This window comes from Flavobacterium cerinum (assembly GCF_024496085.1).
Classification (GTDB): Bacteria; Bacteroidota; Bacteroidia; order Flavobacteriales; family Flavobacteriaceae; genus Flavobacterium; species Flavobacterium cerinum_A.
The window spans coordinates 3,094,180-3,119,381 of the sequence record NZ_CP101751.1 but is presented as its reverse complement, the minus strand read 5'-3'; the positions used below and the strand labels follow the sequence as shown (position 1 = coordinate 3,119,381).

Sequence of the window (25,202 nt, the reverse complement as noted above, 5' to 3'; positions counted from 1 at the left end):
ATTGCGACCTATAAGTGAATTACTGTAAACTATTACGGGATATTCGTTCTTTCGGGATATGTTTTAAAAATGAAAATACTTACAATAACCGGGTTATTTAGTGAGATCCGGCAGCGATAATAAAATCCGACAGTTTTCTAAAAATCAAGTCGAGCGCTGAGCGTATAAATGTTGACAAGCTACCGACTCGTGCCAACAAGGGAAGATTGTATGGTATTGTTGCAGAAAAATTGTATTCAAGAGCAAGATGCTCGCGATGATAAAGAGGGTAAACGAGTACGGTTTTATACTTATAACCTACGCTTACACATTTAACTGTTACGTTCGTACATTCCAATAAAATTTCAATTATTATCTTTCTATTTTTGGACAGTGGAATTTTTTAGCTGCAAATTCCTACATTGCAGCGGATAAACGTTAACCATGAATCCGATTTGCATAAAGTAAACCGACTTATGACTTATTCGCGATAAGCCGACAAATTACAGAATGCTTAGATAAAACATTATTAAAAAGATAAAACAAAACAACAATATGACCATTACAGAAAAATTCCTGAAATGCCTGGAAGAACTTCAAAACAATCCCAATATCGAATTAGGGAAATACAGCGAGCAAAATTATTATAGAGTCGAAGCGCCTCCGAAAGGTTTATGGAACGGCGAAAAAAAGAATTCGCCGAGGAGAATATCACTTTACTTGAAAAAGATCTTGAGTATTATAATTTTTGTTCCGTAAAATTGAATTGGGATAGCCAATTAAAATTGCGGAATGAAACTACATTAAGAGGCGGTTTCGTACTGAACAGCCCCTCGGAGTCCATCTGTGATTTTGGAGATGAGTATTTTAACGAGAGTACTAATGTAAGTGGGGAGGAAGATTTTTCAAAAAAATTGCAAAGGTTCGAAAACCTTCCGAAAGGGGTAGACGATTCTATGAGAGGGTGTTTTATCATACAAGGACCAGGAAGTACATTTCCGCCTCCTATTGTATTTTTTAGACGTGATTGGTACGTAAAACTTAATTTCGATTATTATCGCTACATGGAACTTTTATTTGAAAATTACGGTTTTAAAGGATGGCAATATTTTTACATCGACATCACTGCGAAAATTCCACGGATTGAAGAGGTTTTAGAAGACATGCGCGTGGCTGCAAAAACACTCCCGTTGCTTTTCCCGGACAAAGACTGGTCGTACCATCAGGAAAAATATGCCGAAACATTAAGCAGATTTGAAAAAACGGTAAATGATTAAAAGAATTATAAAGTATTTTTAAGTTATAGCAACTAAATGGAAATTGAAAAATCAAAAATAACAATCGAATTACTGGCGCACGGAAAGCGAAAAAGAATCCCTAAAATCTTGGATTGTATAACTGTTTCAGGGTTTTTGGGTGCTTTTATACTGATGATTTTACAAAAAAATAATATTCCGTTTAGTAATCTTATCGCAGTGCTGGTAGCAATACTACTGATATTTGGAATCATAGCTTTTATGATTAGTATTTACAGGGCACTCAATTGCAATATTGATGCGCTTTATCATATTACAGGAAAGATAAGATTAACAGAAAATAGTATTGAGATCAATGAGAATTGTATTGATCTACAAAAAGTAAAAAAAATACATTTAAGAGCAGTAAGAACAAGAGGTTATAACAGAAGTAGTGAAGGAGCAAACAACAAAATTGAAATTAAAACAACAACCGGTATTATAACACAACGATTTGTTATTGAAGATCGCGAAAAAAGAGAGGATTTAAAGAATTATGTTTTCTATCTTAAAACAAAAAATATCGAAACGTATGTTGATGGAATCGATTTGAAATAATAAAGCCTTTCTGCTGGCGCGAGCGTCTCGCTCGTGAATCCGGTTTCTGCACGAGCGAGACGCTCGCACAAGCATGGGTTTTGATAATAAAGGCATTCTTGCTAAACAATTAAAAGAAATTCAAAATAGAAAATGTCTCATTTTAGCCAGGTTATAGTAATAGTCGTTCCGCCGTCAAATATGAAAGACGTATTTGATAAGATGGATGCCGTTTTCAGGAAAAATAACTTTGAATTTGAAGAAGAACCATTCGATTCTGTTATTCTTTGCGATATCGATACAGATGATGGTGAAGATTATATATTTGAATCTGAATCCATTTATCCGGAGTCAAAACAAGAAAGGGATGAGGCTATTGAAAAGCTTAGAAATCACAGAACCGGCGGATTAGTAAATTATAGAGGCAGTAAAGAAAAATTTGAAGGATTGGCTCCCTATGATATTGGAGTTGAGTTTCGATCATTAGATAACAGAACTATTGAATATATTGCCATTACAACAAGAGATTATATATTTGAGCCTCATGAAACTGCTTTTGAGAATATCATTACTACCGCTTTGGATACGATGGAAATAATCGGTATTGCTAAAGGAGTAGATTATCCGTATGAATGGAGTGAGGAAGAGGTTGCCGAACTGATCAAAAAAGGAGAACTGGAGGCTACTTTTCCGCGGTTATTCTATAAGAAAGAGAATCAAAGAAATAAATAATAATTTAAAAATACATTTGTTAAGCATTGAAATCTAAATTAACATATCAAGCTTATATTCAAGTCGGTTTGATCATTCCGACCCTAATTCTTCCAGTTTATCTTTTTATTAAAAGGGGAGAGGCTTTCGGAGAAAATTATAATATCAAGTTTTTATTTGTAGGTTCACTTATGCTAATTACGTGTTTGTTTTTATTTGTAGTAATACTACGAAGAGTAATTTCAGTGAATTTATCCGATAACGAAATTGTTGTAAAAAATATTTTGCAATCGGAACTGAAAATTAAATTCAAAGATTTAGATGGTTTTGAAACGACATTTGAAACTTCTAAAGGAGGGAAAAGCTATGAGATTCTGTATTTAATAAAAGACAATAAAGTTTTAGTTCACATTTCGGAATTCCATTTTTCAAATTACAAAGAAATCAAAAATAAAGTACGATCAAAATTGAAAGACTGCGGTTTTGTCCCGTTCAGTTATTTTTCTGATTGGAAGCGATACAGATAAAATTACTGTAAACAACGTATAGCACACAAAAAAGATGATACTCTATTCTTATATAATTATTGTAATACTAGTCATACTGTTTTTTTTGACTCAAAAAAGAAGAAATGACAACGTAATTAAACAACTGGAAGAACTTTATGTCAATTTTAAGGATAAAATTCTATATCAGAAAAAATCGGTAAAGAGTGAGACGTTTATATCCGGAAGAAGAAATACAGGTTATCGTTTTAAAAAATGTGATTTAATTTTTCTGGAAAATGGTCTGGTAATAATTCCTTTTTATAACATAGGAAAATATAAGATTTACATTAATTTTTTCCTTATAAACGATAATTCAGTAAGTGGTATCGGAAAATTGAAACGATTTAATTTAAATTCTTTTGGGAATGCTGTTCATATTGAGTTTGGTGAATCGAGTGTCACATCAACAAACGTTGAGATCCGGCTTAAAAACCTGACACAGGAAGAAAAAAACTTAATTAATATCCGTGTTTAACCTACTAATGAAATAGTACTAAGCAAAGCTTGCGCAGAAAGTTTGTAAAAAACAATTGCCGATGTTTACCTTATTCCTCCTTTAAAAATCCTTTTTTAACGCCTTCATTAATTAGTGATTCAGCATAAGGCCAGATACTTTCTGCTCCCTCTTTAATCGTTCTTTTTTTAGCAAATACCTTTTTATAAGTTACTCCCGGTTCCTTCCAAGTACCGCCGTTATTGGAACTGTTTTGTAACAACGGTTCCAGTCGGTCCATTGATTTAGCAAATTTTGCTTCAGCCGTTTCACCTAATTCGAATTCCTCCCAGATAGCAATTAATTCCTCCGCCTGTTCTTTAGGGAGTATCCCGAAAATACGATTGGCAGCCAGTCGTTCTTCATCGGTATTCGTATGGTTCTTCTGTGTATCGTATATAAAAGTATCACCGGCATCAATTTCCACGATGTCATGAATAAGTACCATTTTTATTACTTTAAGGAGATCTACCGGTTCGTTGGAATGCCCGGAAAGCACAATAGCCATCATCGCCAGATGCCAGCTGTGTTCCGCATCGTTTTCACGGCGATCACTATTGAAAAGCTTTGTTTTACGTTGTATGTATTTAATCTTATCGATTTCTTTTATAAAATCAATTTGTTTTAATAGCGTATCTGAAAACATCTTCCAACCGTTTTTTAATTAAGAGAACAAAGATAGTTGTTATGGTATAATCGGCACAAAAGACAACATCAGATTAACATTTAGTATTGCACTCTTTATCGCTGAATATTTCTTTTATTGACAGTTTAAGATTCGAAATGATTTCAATTTGATCGGGGTATTAAGAAAACCCTTATTAATACGCTAATTAAGTAAAAGTAGTTTTTCGTTTGATCGAACCGGGAAAGTTGTATATTGGCGTAGGAAAATCCGCTGCCGTTTTCGTAACGGTTTCAAAGTATCAACTATATTTAAAATAATTGTCTATTGGAAAAAATTATGAAGCCAAAAAGTGTTTGTTTAATCGGGTTATTGTTTTTCGTTGTTAGTTATGTTCTGTTTTCTCAAGGTGCTAAGCTTGCCTTTTTTCAGAAACCTATCGATTTTGCCCATTGGTTTAACTTAATCGGAGCAGTATTACTACTTTCATTTAATAAAGTATTTCCGAAAAACAATTTGAATACGGTTGCCTCTTTTCTAACGGCATTAGGTGTTATTGCGCATATCGGACTTTGTACTATCGACTTTATCATGTGGAGTTTCGGAGACGATGATAATGCCAGAATGCAATTAAGCGAACACATAAGCAATACGCCTTCCATTTTATTTCCTTTTATCATTATCGGACCTTCCTTACTTTTTATCGGATTAGCGGTTCATGCGGCAAACTTTATTAAAACGCATACGCTAAAAGCCCTAATGGTGATACTTGGCGCGCCGGCAATCGGTTATTCCTTTTTTATAATGAAAAACGGAATATATATGCTACTGAGTTGCCTGCTTTTTTCTTTAGGCCTGGCTTTATTATTGTATCGAAAAGAAGACAGTCAGCCGGAATAAGGTTGATAAAATGAGCACTAAAAGCAGCTTGTAAAATTGTTTGTTTCTCTTTTTGAAGTTTGATAAAAACGAAATCGCATCGCATTAAGAAATTTTATGAAAATACACCCTCTAATTCCGATTTTATTAATTAATACGCTTTTCTTTCTTTCAAGTTGTACTAAAAGTAAATCTGAAAATGAAAATCGGAACGTTGCTAAGGAAAAAGAAATTAAAAATAATACTGTAAAAACGGATACCATTCGAAGAAATCAGTATGTGACCTATAATATTACAGAAGATACGATTGTAGGGAATTATGAAATTAGAATTAATAATAAAAATACGGAAGAGTATGTTAGGCAGAATATAAGAATTAGTGATTCAATTGTAGTTCAGAGTTTTTATCCGGAGATGGAATCAAAAATCACGATTAAAAAAAACGGAGTTCCTTTTTTCAATAAAACATTCAGAAAAACGGATTTGCCGGAAGGAACATTTTACGATTTGTTGCGTAGTGCAATCATGAAAGACTTTGTGTTTAACCGTATGGAAGAGGGTACAGATACACTTATTTTTAAAACCACATTATTAATTCCGAATACTGATTTTGAAAATGACTTTTATTTAAAAGTCAACAAAAACGGAAGCTTTAAACTGGAATGGATCGATTATGAATCTGAGGATTAAGTAAAACCAACTAACAGACGATGATGAAAATAAGAAAAATACTATTTGTTCTTTTACCGCTAATTCTTATGAGTTGCGGAAATTATACAATGAGTACATTTTATGTAAAAAACACATCCGATAAATCGGTTAGTTTTGATGCTTCGGTAACCAAATTTTCCCAAAGCGGACCTTACGTTATTAATCAGAATTTTACAGTTAAACCAAACGATAGTGTGTTGGCCAGAAAAGTAGCGCTCAGAAATGATGTTAGCCCGGAAAAATGGTTTACGCAGTTTACTATTTTTCCAACGGATGGTCTGGAATTTAATGATCCCAAAGTAGGTCAAAATTGGGTTAAAACGGTCGGCAAAGACGGAAAACCGGTTTATATTTTTAACATCGTAAAATAATAGCTATGAAAACTATATTTTTCTTGATTATTAGTCTGATAACAACAGTGTCATTTTCGCAGGAGAATGATGATTTCGCAAAACGACTTAAAGCGATACATAATCAAACCATCGTTTTTTATAATGTAGATGGCGTTGAATTTTCAAGTCAGACTTTCAGCAATTCGTTTTCCGAAAAAGGATTAAAAAAATTGTACAGGAAATATGAAATAAATGACAGTGCTATAAAAGCAAAAGACGAAACATTAAAAGAGAATAATGTTTGTGTCACAAAATCGGAAAATGTAGCTGAAAACACCGATCAAATCAGTTCTTATTATTTCATTGAAAATGCGAATAAAACGATTACTGTCATTTGGTTTGGTTACTTCGGAAAAGTAAATAAGGAATTTGAAAGAAAATATGTAAATCGTATTTTGAATGATGAAATACCAAAAGAAGTTTTTGAACCTATGAAAATCGAAAGCATTGATTTTGCAGGTAGAAAACTGGAACTTGGAAATAGTTGTTACTGGACCAATGTAAATACCGTACAATGTCCGTATTACGGAGAAATGAATTGGTCGGTTCATAAAACATATGAAAGTGCAAAAAAAGCAATTGACAATCAGTTTGCGGTTACCAAAAACAAAAAAGGCGGAAAGGTGATTTCAGAAGAAGAAGTAGCGGTGTTATTTGAAGGAACGGAAACAAAAGCAAAGAAAGTGATTTATGATTTTACAGGAGTAAAGTCATTATTGGCCGGAATGTCAGGCGGAAAAACATTGACCATTTATTATGTAGCAGCTGAAGTCAGAGGAAATTATGTTAGCTGTTGCATGAGCTTTTGGAATAATGATACGATAACAGAAAACGGATTGGCACCGTTGTTAGAAAAGGTAATGCAACTAAAAAAATAAATATTTCATTTTGATACCGGATTTTTCTATACAATAAAAGAATTATTTACCAGACCGGGACACAGTATCAGAGAATATGTAGCAGGTAAAAGAGTAAAACATTTTATTGAAATTCGATGTAAAAAAACAATTATGAGAGTTTTATTAGCAATTTTAGTATCAGTTATTAGTTTTTCAAAACTATCAGCCACAATACAATACCCGGATAAAATTATTATTAATAACAAAGAGTACGATCTGCTTACATTTCCGCTTGAAAAATATTTTGAAAAGCACGAAAGTAAACGTCCGGATGAAAAATATTCGTCAACTGCATTATGGAGAGGTTATGTTGCTACCTTCGAAATCATAGACAATCAGCTTTTTGTAGAGGATATTAAAATTGAAGTCAGCACCGGTAAATGGAAAAGCATAATCAATAAAATATTACCCACAAGGAAAGATCGTCTGGTAACCTGGTATAGTGGTTTTATCATATTGGGACACGGAGAATTCGTAGATCTTCACGAAAGGGGAAATACATACGAAAATTATGTTCTGATTGAAATTAAAAACGGTACATCGATTCAATCGAAAGACTTTGATTATAAAACGTATGAAGTTTTTAAAACAAGGCAATTTGAAGTTTACAAACAATCGAAAGACTATATAAAGGAAGTTAAAAAACTTAAAAAACAAGATTGGGATCAAAAAGAGATTGATGATATTTTAAGATATTCTATAGTTGAATATACCGATAAATTTTTGGTCGAGTAATAAACAATATTCAGGCATTTTCAGCGTAAAAAACAAAAAACATTAACAGAAGAATTTAAAAACGGTTTAAGAGTAACTATGAAAAAAATTATATTCATTAGCTGTATTATGATCTTTTTTTCAGCTTGTAAACAGGATAAGGAAAATCAAAAAGACAAGATCAGTGTTCAAACGGCAGAAATAAAACCTGTAAAGCTAAAAGAAGAATATGAAAATTACCGGATTTATACACCGGATAGTATAGGGCTAACGCTTAAAGATTTTGATGTAAATTATTCCCATAGAATAGGGAACAACATTGTTGCAGTTGTTTATGACTTACTCGACAACGGGGAATCAAATAATGGGGATATGGACCATGATTGGGGCGATCGTTTATTGTATCTAAATAATAAAAATGAAATAATCTACAAAGCGAAAGGAGTAGGTGATCCTTTTATGTACAAACCGTATTTTTTTAAAAATGATAAAAACGGAAATATAATTGTAATTTGTCAATTAGGATATGAGTATGCTTATGGTGGCGATGTTTATTTAATTAAAAATGATACCATAAAGCAAATCGGAAATATTGATTTGGAAAGTATTGATCCGGAGGTGTTTATGGTTAATATGGTAAATATTAAAGAATCAGATAAAGCGATCGTATTTACTTTTAATTCAGATTCTTTAATCCTGAAACCCGGAAGTGAACACATCCGTATCAAAAACAATAATACACGATACGAATACAGGAATAATAGTTTTAAACTAATAAAGTAAAGGTTACTGTTGAGACAGGATATCCGTCACGATTTGCCTGAAGTAAACATATTGATCAAACCTGTTACAGGTTTCGATACTCTTTTATATGTTAAAAATACCTACTATTAGGTATTTTATTTATCGGTGTAATGGCTTAATTTACTAATAATTAACGCCTCAATTATACCTATGGAACTGACCGAATTCCTGATCGCATTCAGCATCATCATGATGATGTTGAGTCTGATCTCCGAAAGAGCTGCAAACTTTGCAAAAATCCATTTTCAGGGGAAAAGGATCAGTATTCCGTATATCTATTTTAACAGCGAGAAGCAACTGAAATTCTTCCTTTCCACCGAGCTGAAAATTCTGGCCTACGAACAACCTACGGCCGCGATGGAAAAAGAACGGGAATACCGGATACAGATTATTAATATCATTATCGGGATTATTATTGCGGCTTTTGCGAATGCCGATTTTTTTGAGATAACGGAACAAATACGAAATAGTAAACAAGCCGTTGCGATTACCGGATGGGATGTTAACAAACTTGAGCTAAAACACTTATTCGGATTTTTATACTTGCTTACCTTTTTATGGTCGACAAGTCTTTTAATGTTTAACCGACTTCAGGAAAGTCAGGATAAAGTCAATCAAAAGTATGTGCGTTTTCCTTTTATCGCCTGGATCATTCTAACGTTTACTCTGATTGTTTTTTCCAATCCATCCAACAATTTTGCTGCTATTGTAACGAATACGATAGGTTATATTTTTACCGGGCTTTTTTTAAGTCTGGGTTCCAAATTCTGGCACGATTTACTGGATATACTGTTTAAATTTAAAAATACAAAACAAGTACTTTCCGATCCTAAAACCTATCAAAACTATGATAGTGCCGATAAACTACAGGCATTGGCCGATACTTCCCAATATGCTGTTGCCGAACAACTTTATATGGCTTACGTTCATGAGATCGCTGCTATTAAAGGAGTCGTTTCACACGGATTAAATACGATAACCGATCCGCGAACCGGACTTTTTAAAAAGATAATCGAAGTGGAATTTACCACATCCGAAGCACAACAGGAATTATTAGCCTTACAAAATAAGGGATCGGTTGTGATTAACTATAATACCTTTTATCTCCGGGATTACCTGATATTGCTAATGACGGAAAAACTGGAAGCTCTTTTAGATGATTTAACGGATAAGAAGCCGGTTTGTTATGCCTATAATGCGAATTCACCGAATACGGTAGGTTCATTCTGGGTTTACGAAAAGGAAAACCAATATTATGCGGTAAGTAATCTCCATGTATTTGCCGATGCATCCGAATTTAAAAATTTTGAAAACAACACCGATTATCAGCTTACGCATAAGAGCGTTTGTTTTGTAATAGGAGGAAAAGTTCATCCGGATAAAGGAGTTATAACAGACGATTACAGTTTTGGTAACAGCAACGGCTATGGTGTCGATGTTTGTATTTGTACCATAAGTAAAGCAGTATTTGACACTTATCGTTCGACGGTTAATAATAACTATTTATGGAACGGATCTGAGGATAGAATGCGAATGTTCGGAGCGATCAGTAAGTATAAAGAATTTTATAACAAACAACAATACACGCAATGTTCAATCAACTATAAAGGGTTTAACAATTCGGTCAGCATGAATGTGATCAAACTTCAGGTTACGGATGCTGTTAATGTACAATTGGGAGATAGTGGTTCTGTGATCTATTTCAGAAATAAAAAAGACAATGCACAAACGGAATATTCAACCGGAATACTAATAGCCAGAAGCAGTAATTATGCTTATATGTTTCGATATTATGTTTAATCAGCCAAAAACAGATATAATGAAAAAAATAGTACTTTTTTTAGTGGTTCTAATCACCGGAACACTTCAGGCACAAATCAAAGTAGGTGTCAACAGCGGAAAACCAATAGTGGAATTCCCGAAATCGACAGGCGATTTTAAAAGAATCGGTTTTTATGAATATGCAAACGATAAATTTGGAAAAGTAATTGATCCGAAGAATATTGTTCAGGAATCGGTATTTACTGCAACTAATTGTGCCGAGGAAAAAACAGTTGATTTAGGCACCGAAAAAGGAGGGAAATTAAAGTATAAACTGGATTGTAAAAAAGATAAAAATAAGGTTACTTTCTATGTGAATACTATAAACGATGCGGATAAAATTGTACTTTATTTCGTAAAACAACCAGACCCTGAAAATCCCCGATTTGTAAAAGAGGGCATTAGTATTATCAGTTCAAATGCAGGAGTTGTAGTTTTTTATGGCGGTGATGAATACAAACAGATTCATTTGTATGAAGACGGAACATTTAACGAAATAGCAGTGACAATAAAACCGGATATGTTTGATTCCGACACTAAAAAGGAAACGCAATTAGGGAGTACCGAAGCGGATAAAGTAGCCTATACGATTTCTAAAGCGGATAAAAAAATATGTTTTAAAGATAATAGCGGAACGCCGTCAACGTGTTTTGATTTAAAAGGTGACAAGTTCTCACTGGGTAAAGCGGATACTCCTAAAGAAACAGTTACGAACACGGAAGACGACGAAACGGAATTAGGTGAAACATTAACCGACTTTCCATTACTTAAATTAGAACCTATTACCGATAAAAAATACCATAAAAAAAACAGAATATTAGTAATTGATACGGATCCCAAAACGGTTTTGAACGGAAACAACACGGGTTTAAAGAAAATCAAGCAGTTTGAAAAGAAATCAGACGATAAGACTTCGGCAATAAGAGAACTGGAATCAACTTATACCTTACCGAATAAAGGCTATCTTTCGGTTGCGATTAACAGTTACCGCTTTCACAAACTGGAAAATTTTGAAATAATAGTAAACGGAGATAATTATAGTTATGAAAGTGATATCCAAACACTGCAAAATTTGGTACCCAAAAGTAAAAAAGCAGGCACCGATGATGCGGCTGACGCTGCTGCATTGGAAAAAGATTCTTTAGTGACTGAAGACCCCAAATCACCGCTTTTAGTCAACTATCTTAAAAATATCATTATTGTCTTAAAATCATACGATTATATCAGTCTAAATGACTTGTATGAAGTAACGGAATATAAAACAGAACTGGACGCTTATTATAAAAAGCATCTTGAGGAATTCGATGCATTTGCTTTACCTTTAAAAAATAAGATTATGGCCTGGCATCCTGAAAATGTATTACTGACACCTATTCCAATTGATGTTCCGGCTAAAGATGAAGTGGAAATCAAATATACATTAAAGAATAAAGGAACCGGTTCCGTCAATAAATCATTAGGAACCTTCCGTACCATGGGTAAATTTTCAGTCGATTACGGAGCGGCTTTGTTTTATACCAATCTGGTTAATAATAATATCTATAAAGATACCCGAATCATCACTCCGGCCACCGATACACAACCGGCGGTTACCGAAACCAAAGCCAAAATGGACGATAACAAACAAGGTTCGTTCGGACTCGGGATTAATCTGGATATGTCGTATAAAACCGGATCGGAATTACGACCTACGCTTAACTTCGGTTTCTTTGTGCCTTTGGAAGAAGACATTACACCATATGCAACCGGCGGATTGGGAGTCGGAATTTTCGGAAAAGATTATAAAGTGAATTTTTCATACGGATTAGCAGTCGGAAAAGTCAATTCAATTAAAGATCGGTACAATGATGTGGACATTACCGGAATGGAACTGGAAGAAAGTAACCTGATTGAAAAACGAGTGAAATTTGGTTACTATTTTGCATTAGCGGTTAGCTTTAATCTCGGAAGATAATTTTTAAAGATACTATCAAAAGAGAAGGACAATCGAAAGGTTGTCCTTTTATTTTTCTGAAAAGTAACCTTCTCCCGGAATTAAGGCGCACCGTTTATAATGTGTTTTCAGAATAAAATAAACTCAGATGAATGGATTTCGACTACTGGCCATACGTCCGTTAACAGGAACAAACAAAAAATTTAAAAAAAACCTTCAGGATCAGATCATTTATAAGTTTTATCAGGACTTTCTGTTTGTAGACGAACACAATGTTGAAATATCGGAAATCAACGGAAATACAGCAACCAATACGGTTAGTGTAATCCAACCCGATACGATCACACCGGACATCTATTCTTCCGATGGTATTCATTTTAATGTTGCCGCAATAGTTGGCCCGAACGGAAGCGGTAAAAGCAGCTTAATCGATTTCTATAATTTGATTCTTTACTATCTTTCCTGTTATCATTTAGGAACGATGACCTCCACAAGTCAGCAATTGTTTAAAGATCTTCGCTATCTGGTTCACTTTGTCAAAGAATATTATAACGAAATTTTACCTTTTTTACAGGATAAGCAAAAGGCAGGAACTCGTTTTTCAATACTCTTTAGAAGTTTAAATGAAAACAACCTGATTCCTGTTGCCGAAAAACTCATTTCTCAGCTTCAAATATGGAATTCCGACTCATTACTGGATTGTAAAATATCGGATAGTACAGCAAAATGTTATTCGGTTTTGTGGCGTTATTATGTGGAAGCCGGAAAAAATTATGACATCAAAATTAATCCGGAATCACATAATATTGATTTTTTATACAAAGAACTAAATGAATCTTTTATAAACCAATTACAGTCTTTGCTTACACGTTATAAAACAGAAGTGAAATTTGAAATAAAGATTAAAGAAGAACTTAATTTTCAGCTGTTTTATCAAATCGATCATGAAATCTATCGGATAGAAAAGATAAATCACCACGTACAAATTCCAAAAGGAAATCGGTTCTATACCATTCTTTTAAATTATGCCCATTATTCGATGAATTCGGATCATTTAGGGGATTGGATTTTTAAATTATTGCATAAAAATGACGGGTATCAGACTCCGATTGTAATTAATCCTTATCGCAGAAAAGGGAATATTGATATAAATGCCGAGCAGGAACTGGCAACCGATCGTCTCGTTTACACCATAATTGAACAATACAAAACTGATTCGAAAGCCAGTATTCTCGGAAAATATACCTTTAAAAAGTTTATCTTAAAACGAAAATCAGATATTATTTATCCGTTTCATGAAACGGTTACTTATAAAAATAAAGAGGCTTTTTTAAACTTTTTAGCAAATGCTCCGTTTCCAAACCGCTTTCAGTTAAAAAAAGACGAACACATACTAAGTTTTTGTATGGGGTATCTAATCAAAAAAATGCGTAGTATTTCGAATACTTATATGAAACATTTTTATGAAGCCGATGATTTTTCAGGTAAACATTACCCGTTTGAAATAACGGATACAGATGAATGGCAGCTCAATAAAACAAAAGAATTTTTACTGGTTTCAAATTCTCATATTTCAAGAAAATTCAATCAGACCTATAACTTTTTACTGCATTATGATGTTTTGGTAACGCACCTGAATTTTTTGAAAAGCTGGAATACGCAAAAAGAAATTCATTTGTCGGAACAGGAATTAAGAGAATGGATCGATTTTGTAGAAAAGAGATTTAATCTGCAATCAAAAGGAACAGAAGAACTGATTCGCTATCTTTTTCCGGCGTTGTTTACAATTGATATCGAATTTGAAAAAGAAAAGCAACGGGTTAAACTATCCGATTTAAGCTCCGGCGAACAACAGTATATTTTTAATATCAATACCATAATTTACCATATCAATAATCTAAAAACGATACATCCCGTAAATAAATCACGGATTAAAAAATACAATTATGTCACGATTATACTCGATGAGGTAGAACTGTACTATCATCCGGAATATCAGAAAAAACTAATACAGGATTTACTTTCGGAAATTAAAAAAAATGCCGCTACCGGAAGCCTGAAAAATTTTAATATACTATTGGCAACCCATTCGCCTTTTATTCTTTCAGATATACCCAATCAAAATATTCTTAGAATAGAAGAGGGGAAACCGTCATCCAAACAATTTGAACAAACTTTTGGAGCCAATATTCATGATTTATTAGCCAACGATTTTTTTTTAAACGGATTTATGGGTGAATTTGCGAAAAACTGTATCCTTAAACTAATTGAAAAAATTAATAAACTGAAAGATAATCAATTAGATAATGGTAAATACGAACATTTGCTAGCGCAAATTAACCTTATCGGAGAACCGGTAATAAAGAATTCGGTGCTGTCATTATTAGAATCTAAATTCGCTGATTTTTTGGTATTGAAAAAACGACAAATCGAATTGAAAAGAGAATTAGCAGTAATTAATGCCAAATTAAAGAACTAGTGGGGCCGATTGATTTTTCTAAATTTAAAGCAATAAAAAACGAATATGCAAAAGCCTTTGATTATGCTGAATTATTCGGCCGAATTACAGGATTAGAAAAGAAATACCCGGATTTCAACAGCTTTATTGCTATTTTTTCTTCCCAAACCGTTTTAAAAAATATCGTAATGGCAGATGAAAAAAAACTGCCGGTCTTTAAAAAACAATTTGATAATTGTACGGTACAGTTTGATAACGGTCGATGTGATTTTGTAAAGGATAAAAAAGATTGCGGCGATTGTAAAACATGCAGAGAAAACAAAAGAAAAAAAGCATTTCATAATGAAATAATGGCGATTTTGAATTACAAAACCAAAGGGAAAAATGCAATTCGGAAAGTATATCCCAAAATCGGAATCAAAACCTGTTATATCTGTAATGCCCAATATGCTTTATCCGTTCAACCGGAAAAAAAGAACAAAAAAGGAAATAGCGTCCAGAAAAGATACAGCGCTAAATTTCAGTTTGATCATTATTTTCCGAAAGAAAAATATCCGGGCTTAAGTATTTCGCTGTATAACCTTTTGCCGATCTGTTCCGGATGCAATTTGATTAAAAGAAATCAAGAAATCGGAATTGATTTTTTAGCGAGTGATACCGATAAATGGACAAATAAATTTACATTTAAGATAGTCGAACGCACGTTAAGTTCTTTTTTACTTCATCAAAAACCATTGGAAATTGATTTTATAGACAATCATACTTATCCGGATGGAATGACCAAATTAGCTGATCGCTATGATATAAAAGGGATTTATAATACACAAATCGATTTGGTAGAAGAGTTGATTACCCGAAAAATAAAATATTCGGAAACCTATAAAGACAAACTTTCCGCTTCTTTCTCCGGAATATTTACCAACACTACAATTGAAGAACGTATTATATTGGGAACCTATGATCAGGAAAAAGGAATTCATAAACGTCCGATGAGTAAATTTTTGCAAGATATCAATGTACAATTAGATGCTTATTTTCAGCAAATAATAAAAGAGGATAAAAAAAGCCCCGAAGTCATATGATTTCGAGGCTTTTATCTGTTTTTATTTAACAGGCGAGTCAAAAAACTTTAAAACGGTTTCATTAAATAGCTGCGGAATCTTAGCAGGTGCTTCGTGATCAGCTCCTTTGAAAATAACCAATTGACTATTCGGTATTTTGGCAGCAATCAGTTTGGTGTGTTTTTCCTTAACCACATCATGCTCACCGGCCATGACTAATGTTGGCGCCTGTATTTTTTCTAAAGCATCCGGATTGATGTTCGGTTCTGTTAGTAAAAGCATTTTTAGGCGATAATCCATACTGGTCTCAGAAACGCCTCGATTTGTCATTTCTTTTACTTGTTGATGAAGTAATTTATTCGTTTCGGACGTTACAGAACTGTCATTGTTATATAAAACGGTTCCCATAATAGCCATTTTATTTACTTTATCAGGATGTAACATACCAAGAATAACTGCAATATTTCCGCCATCACTCCAACCCAATATATTTACTTTTTTGAGTTGCAATTTTTCTAAGAAAACAGCAATATCCCCGGCCATCAGTTCATACGTTATTTTAGTTTGATCATCTGTAGATTTTCCTTGTCCGCGGCTGTCCAGTGCAATTACTTTATACTTCTTGGTCAGCGCCTCCAGTTGTTTGTCAAAACGGCCCATTGAAGAATTATTCCCGTGAATCAATAAAAGCGGTTCGCCTTCTCCGTAAATTTCATAATAGAGTTTAATCCCGTTCACATCCATGTATTTTCCCACTTCCGGATTATTTCCCAATGTTGGCGCAGCTACAACTTTTGAGTTGTCAATAAACAAAGATTGAGCGCCCGTAAAAGCCATTTCTTTTGACGGCAAAATCGTAGTGTTTTTGTCGAAATTCCGGTTTTGCCAATTGGTTAGTGAATCGTTTTCAAAACCCGCATTCGCTAAAGGAATTTCAATTCGGTTTTTTCCGTCGCCAACAAAAAGTTTAAAATCATCTAAATAATAGCTTCCGTTACCGGCAATGGTAATACCGACAGCCAAATAGGTTGCTTTTTTTTCGATTTTGCCTTTAAGCTGATACGAACTCCATTCTCCTTTTTTATAATAGTCACCTGCATTATCATTATAGATCGGAGCCTTTATTACTTTTCCTTTATCATCCACCGAAAGTGCGGCCAAAACTAACCAGGAATCATTTGTGATGGCATCTTTGTAATAGATTTTTCCTTCCAGTGTAAAGTTTTTGCCCTGAAATTTTTCAATGTTTGTGACTTGAAAAATGTCATAAAGCTGACCATAGGTATTAACGGAAGTTATAAAGAGTAGTGCAGTAAGAAATTTAAAATAATATCTGATCATAGTACATTTTAATAGGGTTAAAGTTATTGGGTATACCGTGTCCGGAGCCTTTATTTTCAAGACATTTTCGAAATAACTAAAACCTTGCCACTTTTTTTCAATTAAGTGAGAAATTTTAAATTGTCGCTATGCGATTTGGGATAACTTATTTTATTTCAGATTCCTTAACCGGATCAAAAATAAATTTAGAGTTGTCAAAATCAATCGGAAACTCGGGTTTGTAGTAGACAAAATTCATATAACTGGCGGCAATACCACTGCCTAATATCAGTTTGTCATTGCGTTTTAGAAAAATAACCGGAACAACATTAATGCCGCCTCCGAAAGAACGATATCGGTATTTAGCGCGTAATGTATCCCCGTTAATAACGCCTTCAATACTACCGGAATCTTTAACCGCCCGACTTCCGTAATAAATCTGATAATGCCCGTAAAACCGATCCTCATGGGTTTCGATGGATAATAATGCGGTATCATTTTGGTGTACGGCGCGATAAAAAGAACGGTATTCGTTAAAATCCTTTTTTTTACAACCGGAAAATAACATTCCTAAAAATAGAATTAGTAAGGTGGAAGTAGCGATAAATCGTTTTTTGTTATTTTTCATGCTCTCAAATGGTATAAATCCTTGTTGGAAACGGTTGAGATTTCGTTCGGACAAACGGATCGTGCAATTTACAAATACATCGGGAATAATAGCGTAAAAGGAAATTACAGTCCGTTTTTTGTCACCGTTAATTAAGATAATCAAAACGAATGATTTACTATAAAAGTATATATTTGTCCGTATTTGTCTCATTAATGGGATAAAAGAAAGTACAATTGAAAAAATAACGCCCATTATTGTTATACAATTATGACAAAAAAAAAACTTTTTCTCGTATTAGCTTTATCATTTCTCTTCTCTAAAGAAGGCTATAGTCAGAATACAGCCGATTCATTACGAAGTCTGTTTCAAAAAGCAGAAAGTATCCGGAAAGGTGATTTGAGCATACAACTTGCCCATCATTATCTGGAGATTAATGTAGATTCCTGTTTGTATTATAGTCAGATTGCCCGCACGATCGGTGAAAAAGAAAATAATCCCTCGCTTGTTATTCGGTCTTACGCAAAAACCGGAGAAGTATATCAGAAGCAAAATCATATGAAACAAGCTATTTCAGCTTATCTGAAAGGATTGGAGTTGGCTGAAAAACACGATGAAAAATCGCTATGCGGTACCATTTATAACGGTATTGCGGTTTGTTACTTTTATCAGAACAACTTGCAAAAAGCCGAATTTTACCTGAAAAAGGCAGCTCAGTCCAAAAAAGAGGCGAATGATTATCAGTATTACGCTTTTATTTCAGCAAATCTTGCCGTATTGCAAATAACCAACAAATCGTTTAATGAAGCGATAAAAACACTGAAAGATGCCGAAAAGACCCTTTTAAAGGAAAAACAACAACAATATCTGGCAACTGTTTACAATTCATTGGGAGCAGCTTATCAGACCATAAAACCGGATTCCTGTATCTATTATTACCGGAAAAGTCTGGAGGCATCATCAAAACAAAAGGATTATCTGACTATGATGAATGCAACTCAGAATATTGGAGAATATTACCAGAGCAAAAAAGATTATGCTACGGCAATTGCTTATATGAAAAAGGCAATCGCAATAAACGAATTGCGTCCGGAGGATCAATATAAACCGACTTTATATCAGCGTATCAGTGCGTTATATGATAGCGTAAACGATTTTAAAAACGCGTATTATTATAAAAACCTGGAAAATGAAACGCGACAACGCTTGTTTTCAGTAGCCAAACAAAAAGAGATTGAAGAACTGGAAATCAAATACCAAAGCGAAAAGAAAGAAAAGGAAATCCAGTTGAATAAACAGGAAATCGAAAAAGCCAAAAATCAGAATATTATAGTGTTATTTGGCGCAATTACGCTATTTATCGTAGCCGGATTTGCGGCTTATTTACTGTTTTTGAGAAAGAAAACCAACCAGAAAATCGAACAGGAAAAGCTACGCTTATTTGAAAATATCGTTCATGAAATCCGAACACCACTTACGTTGATCGATGGTCCGGTTCAGGTCATAAAACAACATTCGGGAACAGCATATCAAGAAGAATTATCCCTGATCGAACGAAATTCTAAAAAACTGATTTATCTGGTTAATGAATTACTGGATGTGTCGAAGCTTAAAAGAGGTCGTTATCAGTTGCATTATATCACGGGTAATATTGCAGATTTTGTCGAAAACATCATCAACAGTTTTACCGGTGAAGCCGAATCTAAAGCCATAGAAATTATTCGGGAGCATAATCGGAATACGGAGAAAAACTACGCATTTCCATCCAATGTAGTGGAAAAAATAGTCGCCAATCTGGTTGGGAATGCAGTAAAATATTGTCCGCCGAAATCAAAGATTCAGGTTAATACACATGAGGAAGCGAATACTATTATCATTGAAGTAAGTGATAATGGTCCTGGTATTCCAAAAAAGGAACAGAAACAGGTATTCCGTCGTTTTTTCAGAGGAAAACAGGCTTCAGGTATCGAAGGTACAGGAATCGGTTTGTCTCTAGTTAAAGAGCTGGTTGAATTGGCAGGAGGGATGATCCATTTTCAAAGCAGCGCATCCGGTACGACATTCGTGGCGACTATCCCGGTAAAGGAGATCATAAAATCAGAAGAAACAATTACGACTTCACCGCTTTCGGTTTTACCGGTGTTATTACTGGCGGAAGATGACGCGGATACAGCTGCATTTACGATTTCAGTTTTAAAGGATAGTTTTACAGTTGTTCATGTTCAAAACGGACAATTAGCAATGGAGGCAATTCGGGAAAATTTACCGGATATTGTGCTTTCGGATGTGATGATGCCGGAAAAAGACGGAATTGAATTATTGCGTGATATTCGATCAAATGAGTTGAGCAGCCATCTTCCGGTTATCTTATTTTCTGCTAAAGGATCATTGGAGAGTAAGCTGGAAGGATTGCATCACGGAGCGGATGCTTATATTGCTAAACCTTTTTTGCCGGAAGAATTAAAACTAACCATTCGAAATTTATTTACAACCGTACAACGTAATAAGGAAAACTATAAAGCTTCGATTAATTCGGAAAAGACATTTGAAGAACGAATCAGAAGTCAAAATGCTTATGTCAATAAAGTAATCGAACAAATCATTCGTAATATTGATAACAGCGAATATTCCGTAACTGAATTATCCGATGATATGGCTGTCAGCAGAAGTCAGCTCCATCGAAAATTAACAGCATTAACCGGATTTTCAACCACCGGTTTTATCAGTATGATCCGATTGGAAAAAGCCAAAGATCTTTTGTTGAAAAACGAAGGAAACATTACTGAAATTGCATACAAATGCGGCTTTAACAGCCAATCTTATTTTACCAAATCGTTTACGGAATATTTTGGAAAAAGTCCGAGTCAGTATACGGTTAAACCTTGATTTTACAGGGTTTGCAACAATAATACACAATACCGCAACATAAGTACATGGCCTGTAATTGCCGGCAATTTATATTTGCCGGCATGATCAATTATTTAAAATCAATGCGTTTTATATGATGAAGTACTTTTTGTTATTTTTTATCTCGTTTTGGCAACTAACATCTTATGCAAATGATGAATGTTCTAATGCCATTGAACTGATTCCCGGAACTACATGTAATTATAGTAGCGGGACTTTTAGCGGTAGTACCCTTAGCGGTTCGGCACCGTCCTGTGCTACGTCAGCCATGCAGGATGTCTGGTATAAATTTACTGCAACCGATGGAATGATGGGGATTACCGTTTTGGCGCAATCGGGAATCAACCCGGCCATTCAGGTTTTTCAAGGCAGTTGTAACGGTACTGTAATGACATGTTCCAATTATTCCGGCGGAACACTTGAAAGTTATGTTAATACCAATTTTGTTCCGGGACAACAATATTATATACGGGTTGTAAATGCGTTAGCGCAACTATCAAACGGGACTTTCTCTATTTGCTTAACGAAATATCCGGCTCCTGCAAATGATCTTTGTGCGAATGCAACAACATTAACACCAAATGCAACCTGTAACAATATTTCAGGAACGTTTAGCGGCGCGTTAAACGATGGCGGAATTCCGTCTTGTGCCAATACTGCTCCCGGAGCTTTACAAGATGTTTGGTATAAATTTACGGCTACGGATCCTACAATGGCGATTGCAATTTCTGCGCAATCAGGGAATAATCCGGCGATTCAGATTCTACAAGGCAGTTGTAACGGAACGATCATTGCTTGTCGAAATGTGTCATACGGAACAGCCGAAAACTATTTTGGTACTATATTTATTCCGGGTCAGGAATATTATGTCCGTGTAATTAATGCTGTAGAGCAATTAACTACAGGAACCTTTACTATTTGTTTGACCAATTATCCGACTCCTGTAAATGACCTTTGTGCCAATGCGACAACCTTAACGCCAAATGCAACGTGTACCAATATATCAGGAACCTTTAGCGGTGCGTTAAACGATGGCGGAGCAGCCTCCTGTGCGTCGAGCTATCCGAATGCGGTGCAAGATGTTTGGTATAAATTTACAGCGACGCATCCTACAATGGCGATTGCAATTTCAGCGCAATCGGGGAATGATCCGGCGATTCAGATTCTGCAAGGTAGTTGTAACGGAACAATTATCGCTTGTCGAAATGTGTCATACGGAACAGCCGAAAGTTATTTTAATAACATCTTTATTCCGGGTCAGGAGTATTATGTTCGTGTAATTAACGGCGCAGACCAATTAACTACAGGAACCTTCACTATTTGTTTGACCAATTATCCGACTCCTGCAAATGATCTTTGTGCGAATGCGACAACATTAACACCAAATGCAACGTGTACCAATATTTCAGGAACGTTTAGCGGAGCGTTAAACGATGGCGGAGCAGCCTCTTGTGCGTCGAGCTATCCGAATGCGGTGCAAGATGTTTGGTATAAATTTACAGCGACGCATCCTACAATGGCGATTGCAATTTCAGCGCAATCGGGGAATGATCCGGCGATTCAGATTCTGCAAGGTAGTTGTAACGGAACAATTATCGCTTGTCGAAATGTGTCATACGGAACAGCCGAAAGTTATTTTAATAACATCTTTATTCCGGGTCAGGAGTATTATGTTCGGGTAATTAACGGCGCAGACCAATTAACTACAGGAACCTTCACTATTTGTTTGACCAATTATCCGACTCCTGCAAATGATCTTTGTGCGAATGCGACAACATTAACACCAAATGCAACGTGTACCAATATTTCAGGAACGTTTAGCGGAGCGTTAAACGATGGCGGAGCAGCCTCTTGTGCGTCGAGCTATCCGAATGCGGTGCAAGATGTTTGGTATAAATTTACAGCGACGCATCCTACAATGGCGATTGCAATTTCAGCGCAATCGGGGAATGATCCGGCGATTCAGATTCTGCAAGGTAGTTGTAACGGAACAATTATCGCTTGTCGAAATGTGTCATACGGAACAGCCGAAAGTTATTTTAATAACATCTTTATTCCGGGTCAGGAGTATTATGTTCGTGTAATTAACGGCGCAGACCAATTAACTACAGGAACCTTTACGATTTGTTTGACCAATTATCCGACTCCGACAAATGACCTTTGTGCCAATGCGACAACCTTAACACCAAATGCAACGTGTACCAATATTTCAGGAACCTTTAGCGGTGCATTAAACGATGGCGGAGCCGTATCTTGTGCACCTAACTATCCGAATGCAGTACAAGATGTTTGGTATAAATTTACAGCGACGCATCCTACAATGGCGATTGCAATTTCAGCGCAATCCGGAAATGATCCGGCGATTCAGATTCTGCAAGGTAGTTGTAACGGAACGATCATTGCTTGTCGAAATGCTTCGTATAGTACCTCCGAAAGTTATTTTAATAACATCTTTATTCCGGGTCAGGAGTATTATGTTCGTGTAATTAACGGCGCAGACCAATTAACTACAGGAACCTTTACGATTTGTTTGACCAATTATCCGACCCCTGCAAATGATCTTTGTGCCAATGCGACAACCTTAACACCAAATGCAACGTGTAACAATATTTCAGGAACGTTTAGCGGATCGTTAAACGATGGCGGAGCTGTATCTTGTGCACCTAACTATCCAAATGCAGTACAAGATGTTTGGTATAAATTTACAGCAACGCATCCTACAATGGCGATTGCAATTTCTGCGCAATCCGGAAATGATCCGGCGATTCAGATTCTGCAAGGTAGTTGTAACGGAACGATCATTGCTTGTCGAAATTTTTCGTATAGTACCTCGGAAAGCTATTTTGGTAATATATTTATTCCGGGTCAGGAGTATTATGTTCGTGTAATTAACGGCGCAGACCAATTAACTACAGGAACCTTTACGATTTGTTTGACCAATTATCCGACTCCTGCAAATGATCTTTGTGCCAATGCGACAACCTTAACGCCAAATGCAACCTGTACTAATATTTCAGGAACGTTTAGCGGCGCGTTAAACGATGGCGGAGCAGCCTCTTGTGCGTCGAGCTACCCGAATGCAGTGCAGGATGTTTGGTATAAATTTACAGCTACTGCCACCACGATGTCGGTTGCGATTTCAGCCCAATCCGGGACCAATCCTGCGATTCAGTTACTGCAAGGCGGTTGTAACGGAACGAGTATGGCTTGCGCAAATGCTTCATTCGGAACTTCTGAAAGTTATTCCGCAACCAACCTTATTATCGGACAGGAATATTATGTCAGAGTAATTAATGCAGGTGAAACACTAACGACCGGTACATTTTCAATTTGTCTTACCGGACCGGCACCGGCTACTTGTACACCTTCCGTTACAATCAGTACTACTACCACTTCAATTTGCGCGGGGACTAGTGTTGTATTTACAGCTGTACCAACCAATGGCGGAACATCACCTTCATACCAGTGGAAAGTGAATGGAAATATAGTCGGTACAAATCAGGCTACTTATACAACAACTACCCTCGCAAATGGAAGTATCGTTACCTGTGAAATGACAAGTAATGCGGCTTGTGCATCACCGGTAACAGCGATCAGTAATTCGGTTGCGATGAACGTTACAACACCTGTTGTCCCTACATTTACACCGATTCCTGCCATTTGCTCCGGAGGTACTTTTACATTGCCTTCAAATGCTACAAACGGAATTAGCGGTATCTGGAGTCCGACAATTAATAATACTGCCACAACAACATATACTTTTACGCCAAATGCAGGACAATGCGCTGTGACAACAACAATGACGGTAACGGTAACGACTATTAATACCGGAGTGACAATTCAGGGGAATACGATTACCGCTTCTGCAACCGGAGCTACATACCAATGGATCAATTGTAATGGAAACCAACCGGTTAACGGTGCTGTAAATGATTCTTTTACACCAACAGCAAGTGGTTCTTATGCTGTTATGATTACACAAAATGGTTGTACTAAAACATCAGAATGTGTGTCGGTTACAACATTAGGTAGCGAAGAATTCGAACAAAATAAATGGAATCTTTACCCGAATCCGGCCGTAGATCAGTTATTTATTGAAATAAAAGAAGCAGATGAAATTATTATTCTGGATATGACAGGAAAAATAATCCGTCATGAATCGTTAAAATCGGGTAGTAATACCATTAACATCGGTTCGTTGGCATCCGGTATGTATATTGTAAAATCGACTACCGGGATTCATGCAAAATTTGTAAAGAAGTAAATCATTATATTCACCTAATTTACTTAAAAAAAGCCCCTGATCGTTATGAAAAGGGGCTTTGTGTTATCTACTACTTTTTTTAATTTACTAATAAACAGCACATCGAATAATGTAAAGAAACGTTGATATGCTACTGCTTTTAGCGCTAAAACCTTTCTTTGTGATTTTACGGATTTCCGTAATCTGAAATGTAAAAACCGGAGTAATTTTATTTTATTAAAATAAAGAGAAGAATAAGAACAGA

20 protein-coding genes and 1 pseudogene are annotated in these 25,202 nt (G+C 35.4%); 18 read left to right on the top strand and 3 right to left on the bottom strand.

Annotated elements, in window-relative coordinates:
* Positions 1–653: 653 nt before the first annotated feature.
* The 5 genes from NOX80_RS13945 (at position 654) to NOX80_RS13925 (ending at position 3,545) form a co-directional block, all read left to right on the top strand.
* Positions 654–1,256 carry a hypothetical protein gene (locus tag NOX80_RS13945; RefSeq protein WP_256550411.1) on the top strand — a complete coding sequence of 201 codons (603 nt, stop codon included), beginning with the start codon at positions 654–656 and terminating at the stop codon, positions 1,254–1,256.
* A gap of 36 nt (positions 1,257–1,292) precedes the next feature.
* Positions 1,293–1,832, top strand: coding sequence for a hypothetical protein (locus tag NOX80_RS13940; protein ID WP_256550410.1), 540 nt, complete (start codon positions 1,293–1,295; stop codon positions 1,830–1,832).
* 180 nt (positions 1,833–2,012) lie between these two features.
* Positions 2,013–2,543: a hypothetical protein gene (locus tag NOX80_RS13935; protein ID WP_256550408.1), complete on the top strand. Its 531-nt coding sequence runs from the start codon at positions 2,013–2,015 to the stop codon at positions 2,541–2,543.
* Positions 2,544–2,569: 26 nt separating this feature from the next.
* Positions 2,570–3,049: a hypothetical protein gene (locus NOX80_RS13930; RefSeq protein WP_256550407.1), complete on the top strand. Its 480-nt coding sequence runs from the start codon at positions 2,570–2,572 to the stop codon at positions 3,047–3,049.
* An 85-nt stretch (positions 3,050–3,134) separates the two neighbouring features.
* On the top strand, positions 3,135–3,545 hold the full coding sequence (locus tag NOX80_RS13925) for a hypothetical protein (protein WP_256550406.1): 411 nt from the start codon (positions 3,135–3,137) through the stop codon (positions 3,543–3,545).
* A gap of 70 nt (positions 3,546–3,615) precedes the next feature.
* On the opposite strand, the gene NOX80_RS13920 is transcribed toward NOX80_RS13925, so the two are convergent.
* The gene (locus NOX80_RS13920) at positions 3,616–4,209 is read right to left on the bottom strand and encodes an HD domain-containing protein (RefSeq protein ID WP_256550405.1); all 594 of its coding nucleotides are present in this window, start codon (positions 4,207–4,209) and stop codon (positions 3,616–3,618) included.
* 318 nt (positions 4,210–4,527) lie between these two features.
* Between NOX80_RS13920 and NOX80_RS13915 the strand changes: the two genes are divergently transcribed.
* The 11 genes and pseudogenes from NOX80_RS13915 to NOX80_RS13865 all read left to right on the top strand — a co-directional run bounded on the left by NOX80_RS13915 (position 4,528) and on the right by NOX80_RS13865 (position 15,881).
* Positions 4,528–5,088 (top strand): hypothetical protein, encoded by a 561-nt coding sequence (locus NOX80_RS13915; RefSeq protein ID WP_256550404.1) that lies wholly within the window; start codon positions 4,528–4,530, stop codon positions 5,086–5,088.
* 96 nt (positions 5,089–5,184) lie between these two features.
* On the top strand, positions 5,185–5,757 hold the full coding sequence (locus NOX80_RS13910) for a DUF4738 domain-containing protein (RefSeq protein WP_256550403.1): 573 nt from the start codon (positions 5,185–5,187) through the stop codon (positions 5,755–5,757).
* Between the two features lie 20 nt (positions 5,758–5,777).
* Entirely contained in the window at positions 5,778–6,149 is a 372-nt protein-coding gene (locus tag NOX80_RS13905; RefSeq protein ID WP_256550402.1) for a hypothetical protein, read from the top strand.
* A gap of 5 nt (positions 6,150–6,154) precedes the next feature.
* Positions 6,155–7,048: a hypothetical protein gene (locus NOX80_RS13900; RefSeq protein WP_256550401.1), complete on the top strand. Its 894-nt coding sequence runs from the start codon at positions 6,155–6,157 to the stop codon at positions 7,046–7,048.
* Positions 7,049–7,141 (top strand): annotated as a pseudogene (locus NOX80_RS13895) (DUF3667 domain-containing protein); the annotation flags it as partial.
* 39 nt (positions 7,142–7,180) lie between these two features.
* Positions 7,181–7,804 carry a hypothetical protein gene (locus tag NOX80_RS13890; protein WP_256550400.1) on the top strand — a complete coding sequence of 208 codons (624 nt, stop codon included), beginning with the start codon at positions 7,181–7,183 and terminating at the stop codon, positions 7,802–7,804.
* A gap of 78 nt (positions 7,805–7,882) precedes the next feature.
* A complete protein-coding gene (locus NOX80_RS13885) occupies positions 7,883–8,566 on the top strand; it encodes a hypothetical protein (RefSeq protein WP_256550398.1) in 684 nt (227 codons plus the stop codon).
* A 171-nt stretch (positions 8,567–8,737) separates the two neighbouring features.
* Positions 8,738–10,387 (top strand): hypothetical protein, encoded by a 1,650-nt coding sequence (locus NOX80_RS13880; protein ID WP_256550397.1) that lies wholly within the window; start codon positions 8,738–8,740, stop codon positions 10,385–10,387.
* A 19-nt stretch (positions 10,388–10,406) separates the two neighbouring features.
* Complete coding sequence (locus NOX80_RS13875) at positions 10,407–12,362, top strand: hypothetical protein (RefSeq protein ID WP_256550396.1); 1,956 nt, start codon at positions 10,407–10,409, stop codon at positions 12,360–12,362.
* A 127-nt stretch (positions 12,363–12,489) separates the two neighbouring features.
* Positions 12,490–14,820 carry an AAA family ATPase gene (locus NOX80_RS13870; RefSeq protein WP_256550395.1) on the top strand — a complete coding sequence of 777 codons (2,331 nt, stop codon included), beginning with the start codon at positions 12,490–12,492 and terminating at the stop codon, positions 14,818–14,820.
* The gene (locus NOX80_RS13865; RefSeq protein ID WP_256550394.1) at positions 14,820–15,881 is read left to right on the top strand and encodes a hypothetical protein; all 1,062 of its coding nucleotides are present in this window, start codon (positions 14,820–14,822) and stop codon (positions 15,879–15,881) included. Before NOX80_RS13870 ends, NOX80_RS13865 begins: the two co-directional genes overlap by 1 nt.
* Positions 15,882–15,902: 21 nt before the next feature.
* Here the strand turns inward: NOX80_RS13865 and NOX80_RS13860 are convergent, their stop codons facing one another.
* Positions 15,903–17,201: an alpha/beta fold hydrolase gene (locus NOX80_RS13860; protein WP_256550392.1), complete on the bottom strand. Its 1,299-nt coding sequence runs from the start codon at positions 17,199–17,201 to the stop codon at positions 15,903–15,905.
* Between the two features lie 145 nt (positions 17,202–17,346).
* The gene (locus NOX80_RS13855; RefSeq protein WP_256550391.1) at positions 17,347–17,808 is read right to left on the bottom strand and encodes a hypothetical protein; all 462 of its coding nucleotides are present in this window, start codon (positions 17,806–17,808) and stop codon (positions 17,347–17,349) included.
* A 249-nt stretch (positions 17,809–18,057) separates the two neighbouring features.
* Here NOX80_RS13855 and NOX80_RS13850 point away from each other — a divergent pair, with 249 nt between their 5' ends.
* Together NOX80_RS13850 and NOX80_RS13845 are read left to right on the top strand one after the other, a co-directional pair.
* Entirely contained in the window at positions 18,058–20,673 is a 2,616-nt protein-coding gene (locus NOX80_RS13850; RefSeq protein ID WP_256550390.1) for a hybrid sensor histidine kinase/response regulator transcription factor, read from the top strand.
* 115 nt (positions 20,674–20,788) lie between these two features.
* Entirely contained in the window at positions 20,789–24,958 is a 4,170-nt protein-coding gene (locus NOX80_RS13845; protein ID WP_256550389.1) for a T9SS type A sorting domain-containing protein, read from the top strand.
* Positions 24,959–25,202: the final 244 nt, after the last annotated feature.

Coding starts and splice junctions, on each gene's coding strand:
- NOX80_RS13945 (WP_256550411.1), top strand. CDS start 654: ATGGAACGGCGAAAAAAAGAATTCGCCGAGGAGAATATCACTTTACTT.
- NOX80_RS13940 (WP_256550410.1), top strand. CDS start 1,293: ATGGAAATTGAAAAATCAAAAATAACAATCGAATTACTGGCGCACGGA.
- NOX80_RS13935 (WP_256550408.1), top strand. CDS start 2,013: ATGAAAGACGTATTTGATAAGATGGATGCCGTTTTCAGGAAAAATAAC.
- NOX80_RS13920 (WP_256550405.1), bottom strand. CDS start 4,209: ATGTTTTCAGATACGCTATTAAAACAAATTGATTTTATAAAAGAAATC.
- NOX80_RS13915 (WP_256550404.1), top strand. CDS start 4,528: ATGAAGCCAAAAAGTGTTTGTTTAATCGGGTTATTGTTTTTCGTTGTT.
- NOX80_RS13910 (WP_256550403.1), top strand. CDS start 5,185: ATGAAAATACACCCTCTAATTCCGATTTTATTAATTAATACGCTTTTC.
- NOX80_RS13905 (WP_256550402.1), top strand. CDS start 5,778: ATGATGAAAATAAGAAAAATACTATTTGTTCTTTTACCGCTAATTCTT.
- NOX80_RS13900 (WP_256550401.1), top strand. CDS start 6,155: ATGAAAACTATATTTTTCTTGATTATTAGTCTGATAACAACAGTGTCA.
- NOX80_RS13890 (WP_256550400.1), top strand. CDS start 7,181: ATGAGAGTTTTATTAGCAATTTTAGTATCAGTTATTAGTTTTTCAAAA.
- NOX80_RS13885 (WP_256550398.1), top strand. CDS start 7,883: ATGAAAAAAATTATATTCATTAGCTGTATTATGATCTTTTTTTCAGCT.
- NOX80_RS13880 (WP_256550397.1), top strand. CDS start 8,738: ATGGAACTGACCGAATTCCTGATCGCATTCAGCATCATCATGATGATG.
- NOX80_RS13875 (WP_256550396.1), top strand. CDS start 10,407: ATGAAAAAAATAGTACTTTTTTTAGTGGTTCTAATCACCGGAACACTT.
- NOX80_RS13870 (WP_256550395.1), top strand. CDS start 12,490: ATGAATGGATTTCGACTACTGGCCATACGTCCGTTAACAGGAACAAAC.
- NOX80_RS13860 (WP_256550392.1), bottom strand. CDS start 17,201: ATGATCAGATATTATTTTAAATTTCTTACTGCACTACTCTTTATAACT.
- NOX80_RS13855 (WP_256550391.1), bottom strand. CDS start 17,808: ATGAAAAATAACAAAAAACGATTTATCGCTACTTCCACCTTACTAATT.
- NOX80_RS13850 (WP_256550390.1), top strand. CDS start 18,058: ATGACAAAAAAAAAACTTTTTCTCGTATTAGCTTTATCATTTCTCTTC.
- NOX80_RS13845 (WP_256550389.1), top strand. CDS start 20,789: ATGATGAAGTACTTTTTGTTATTTTTTATCTCGTTTTGGCAACTAACA.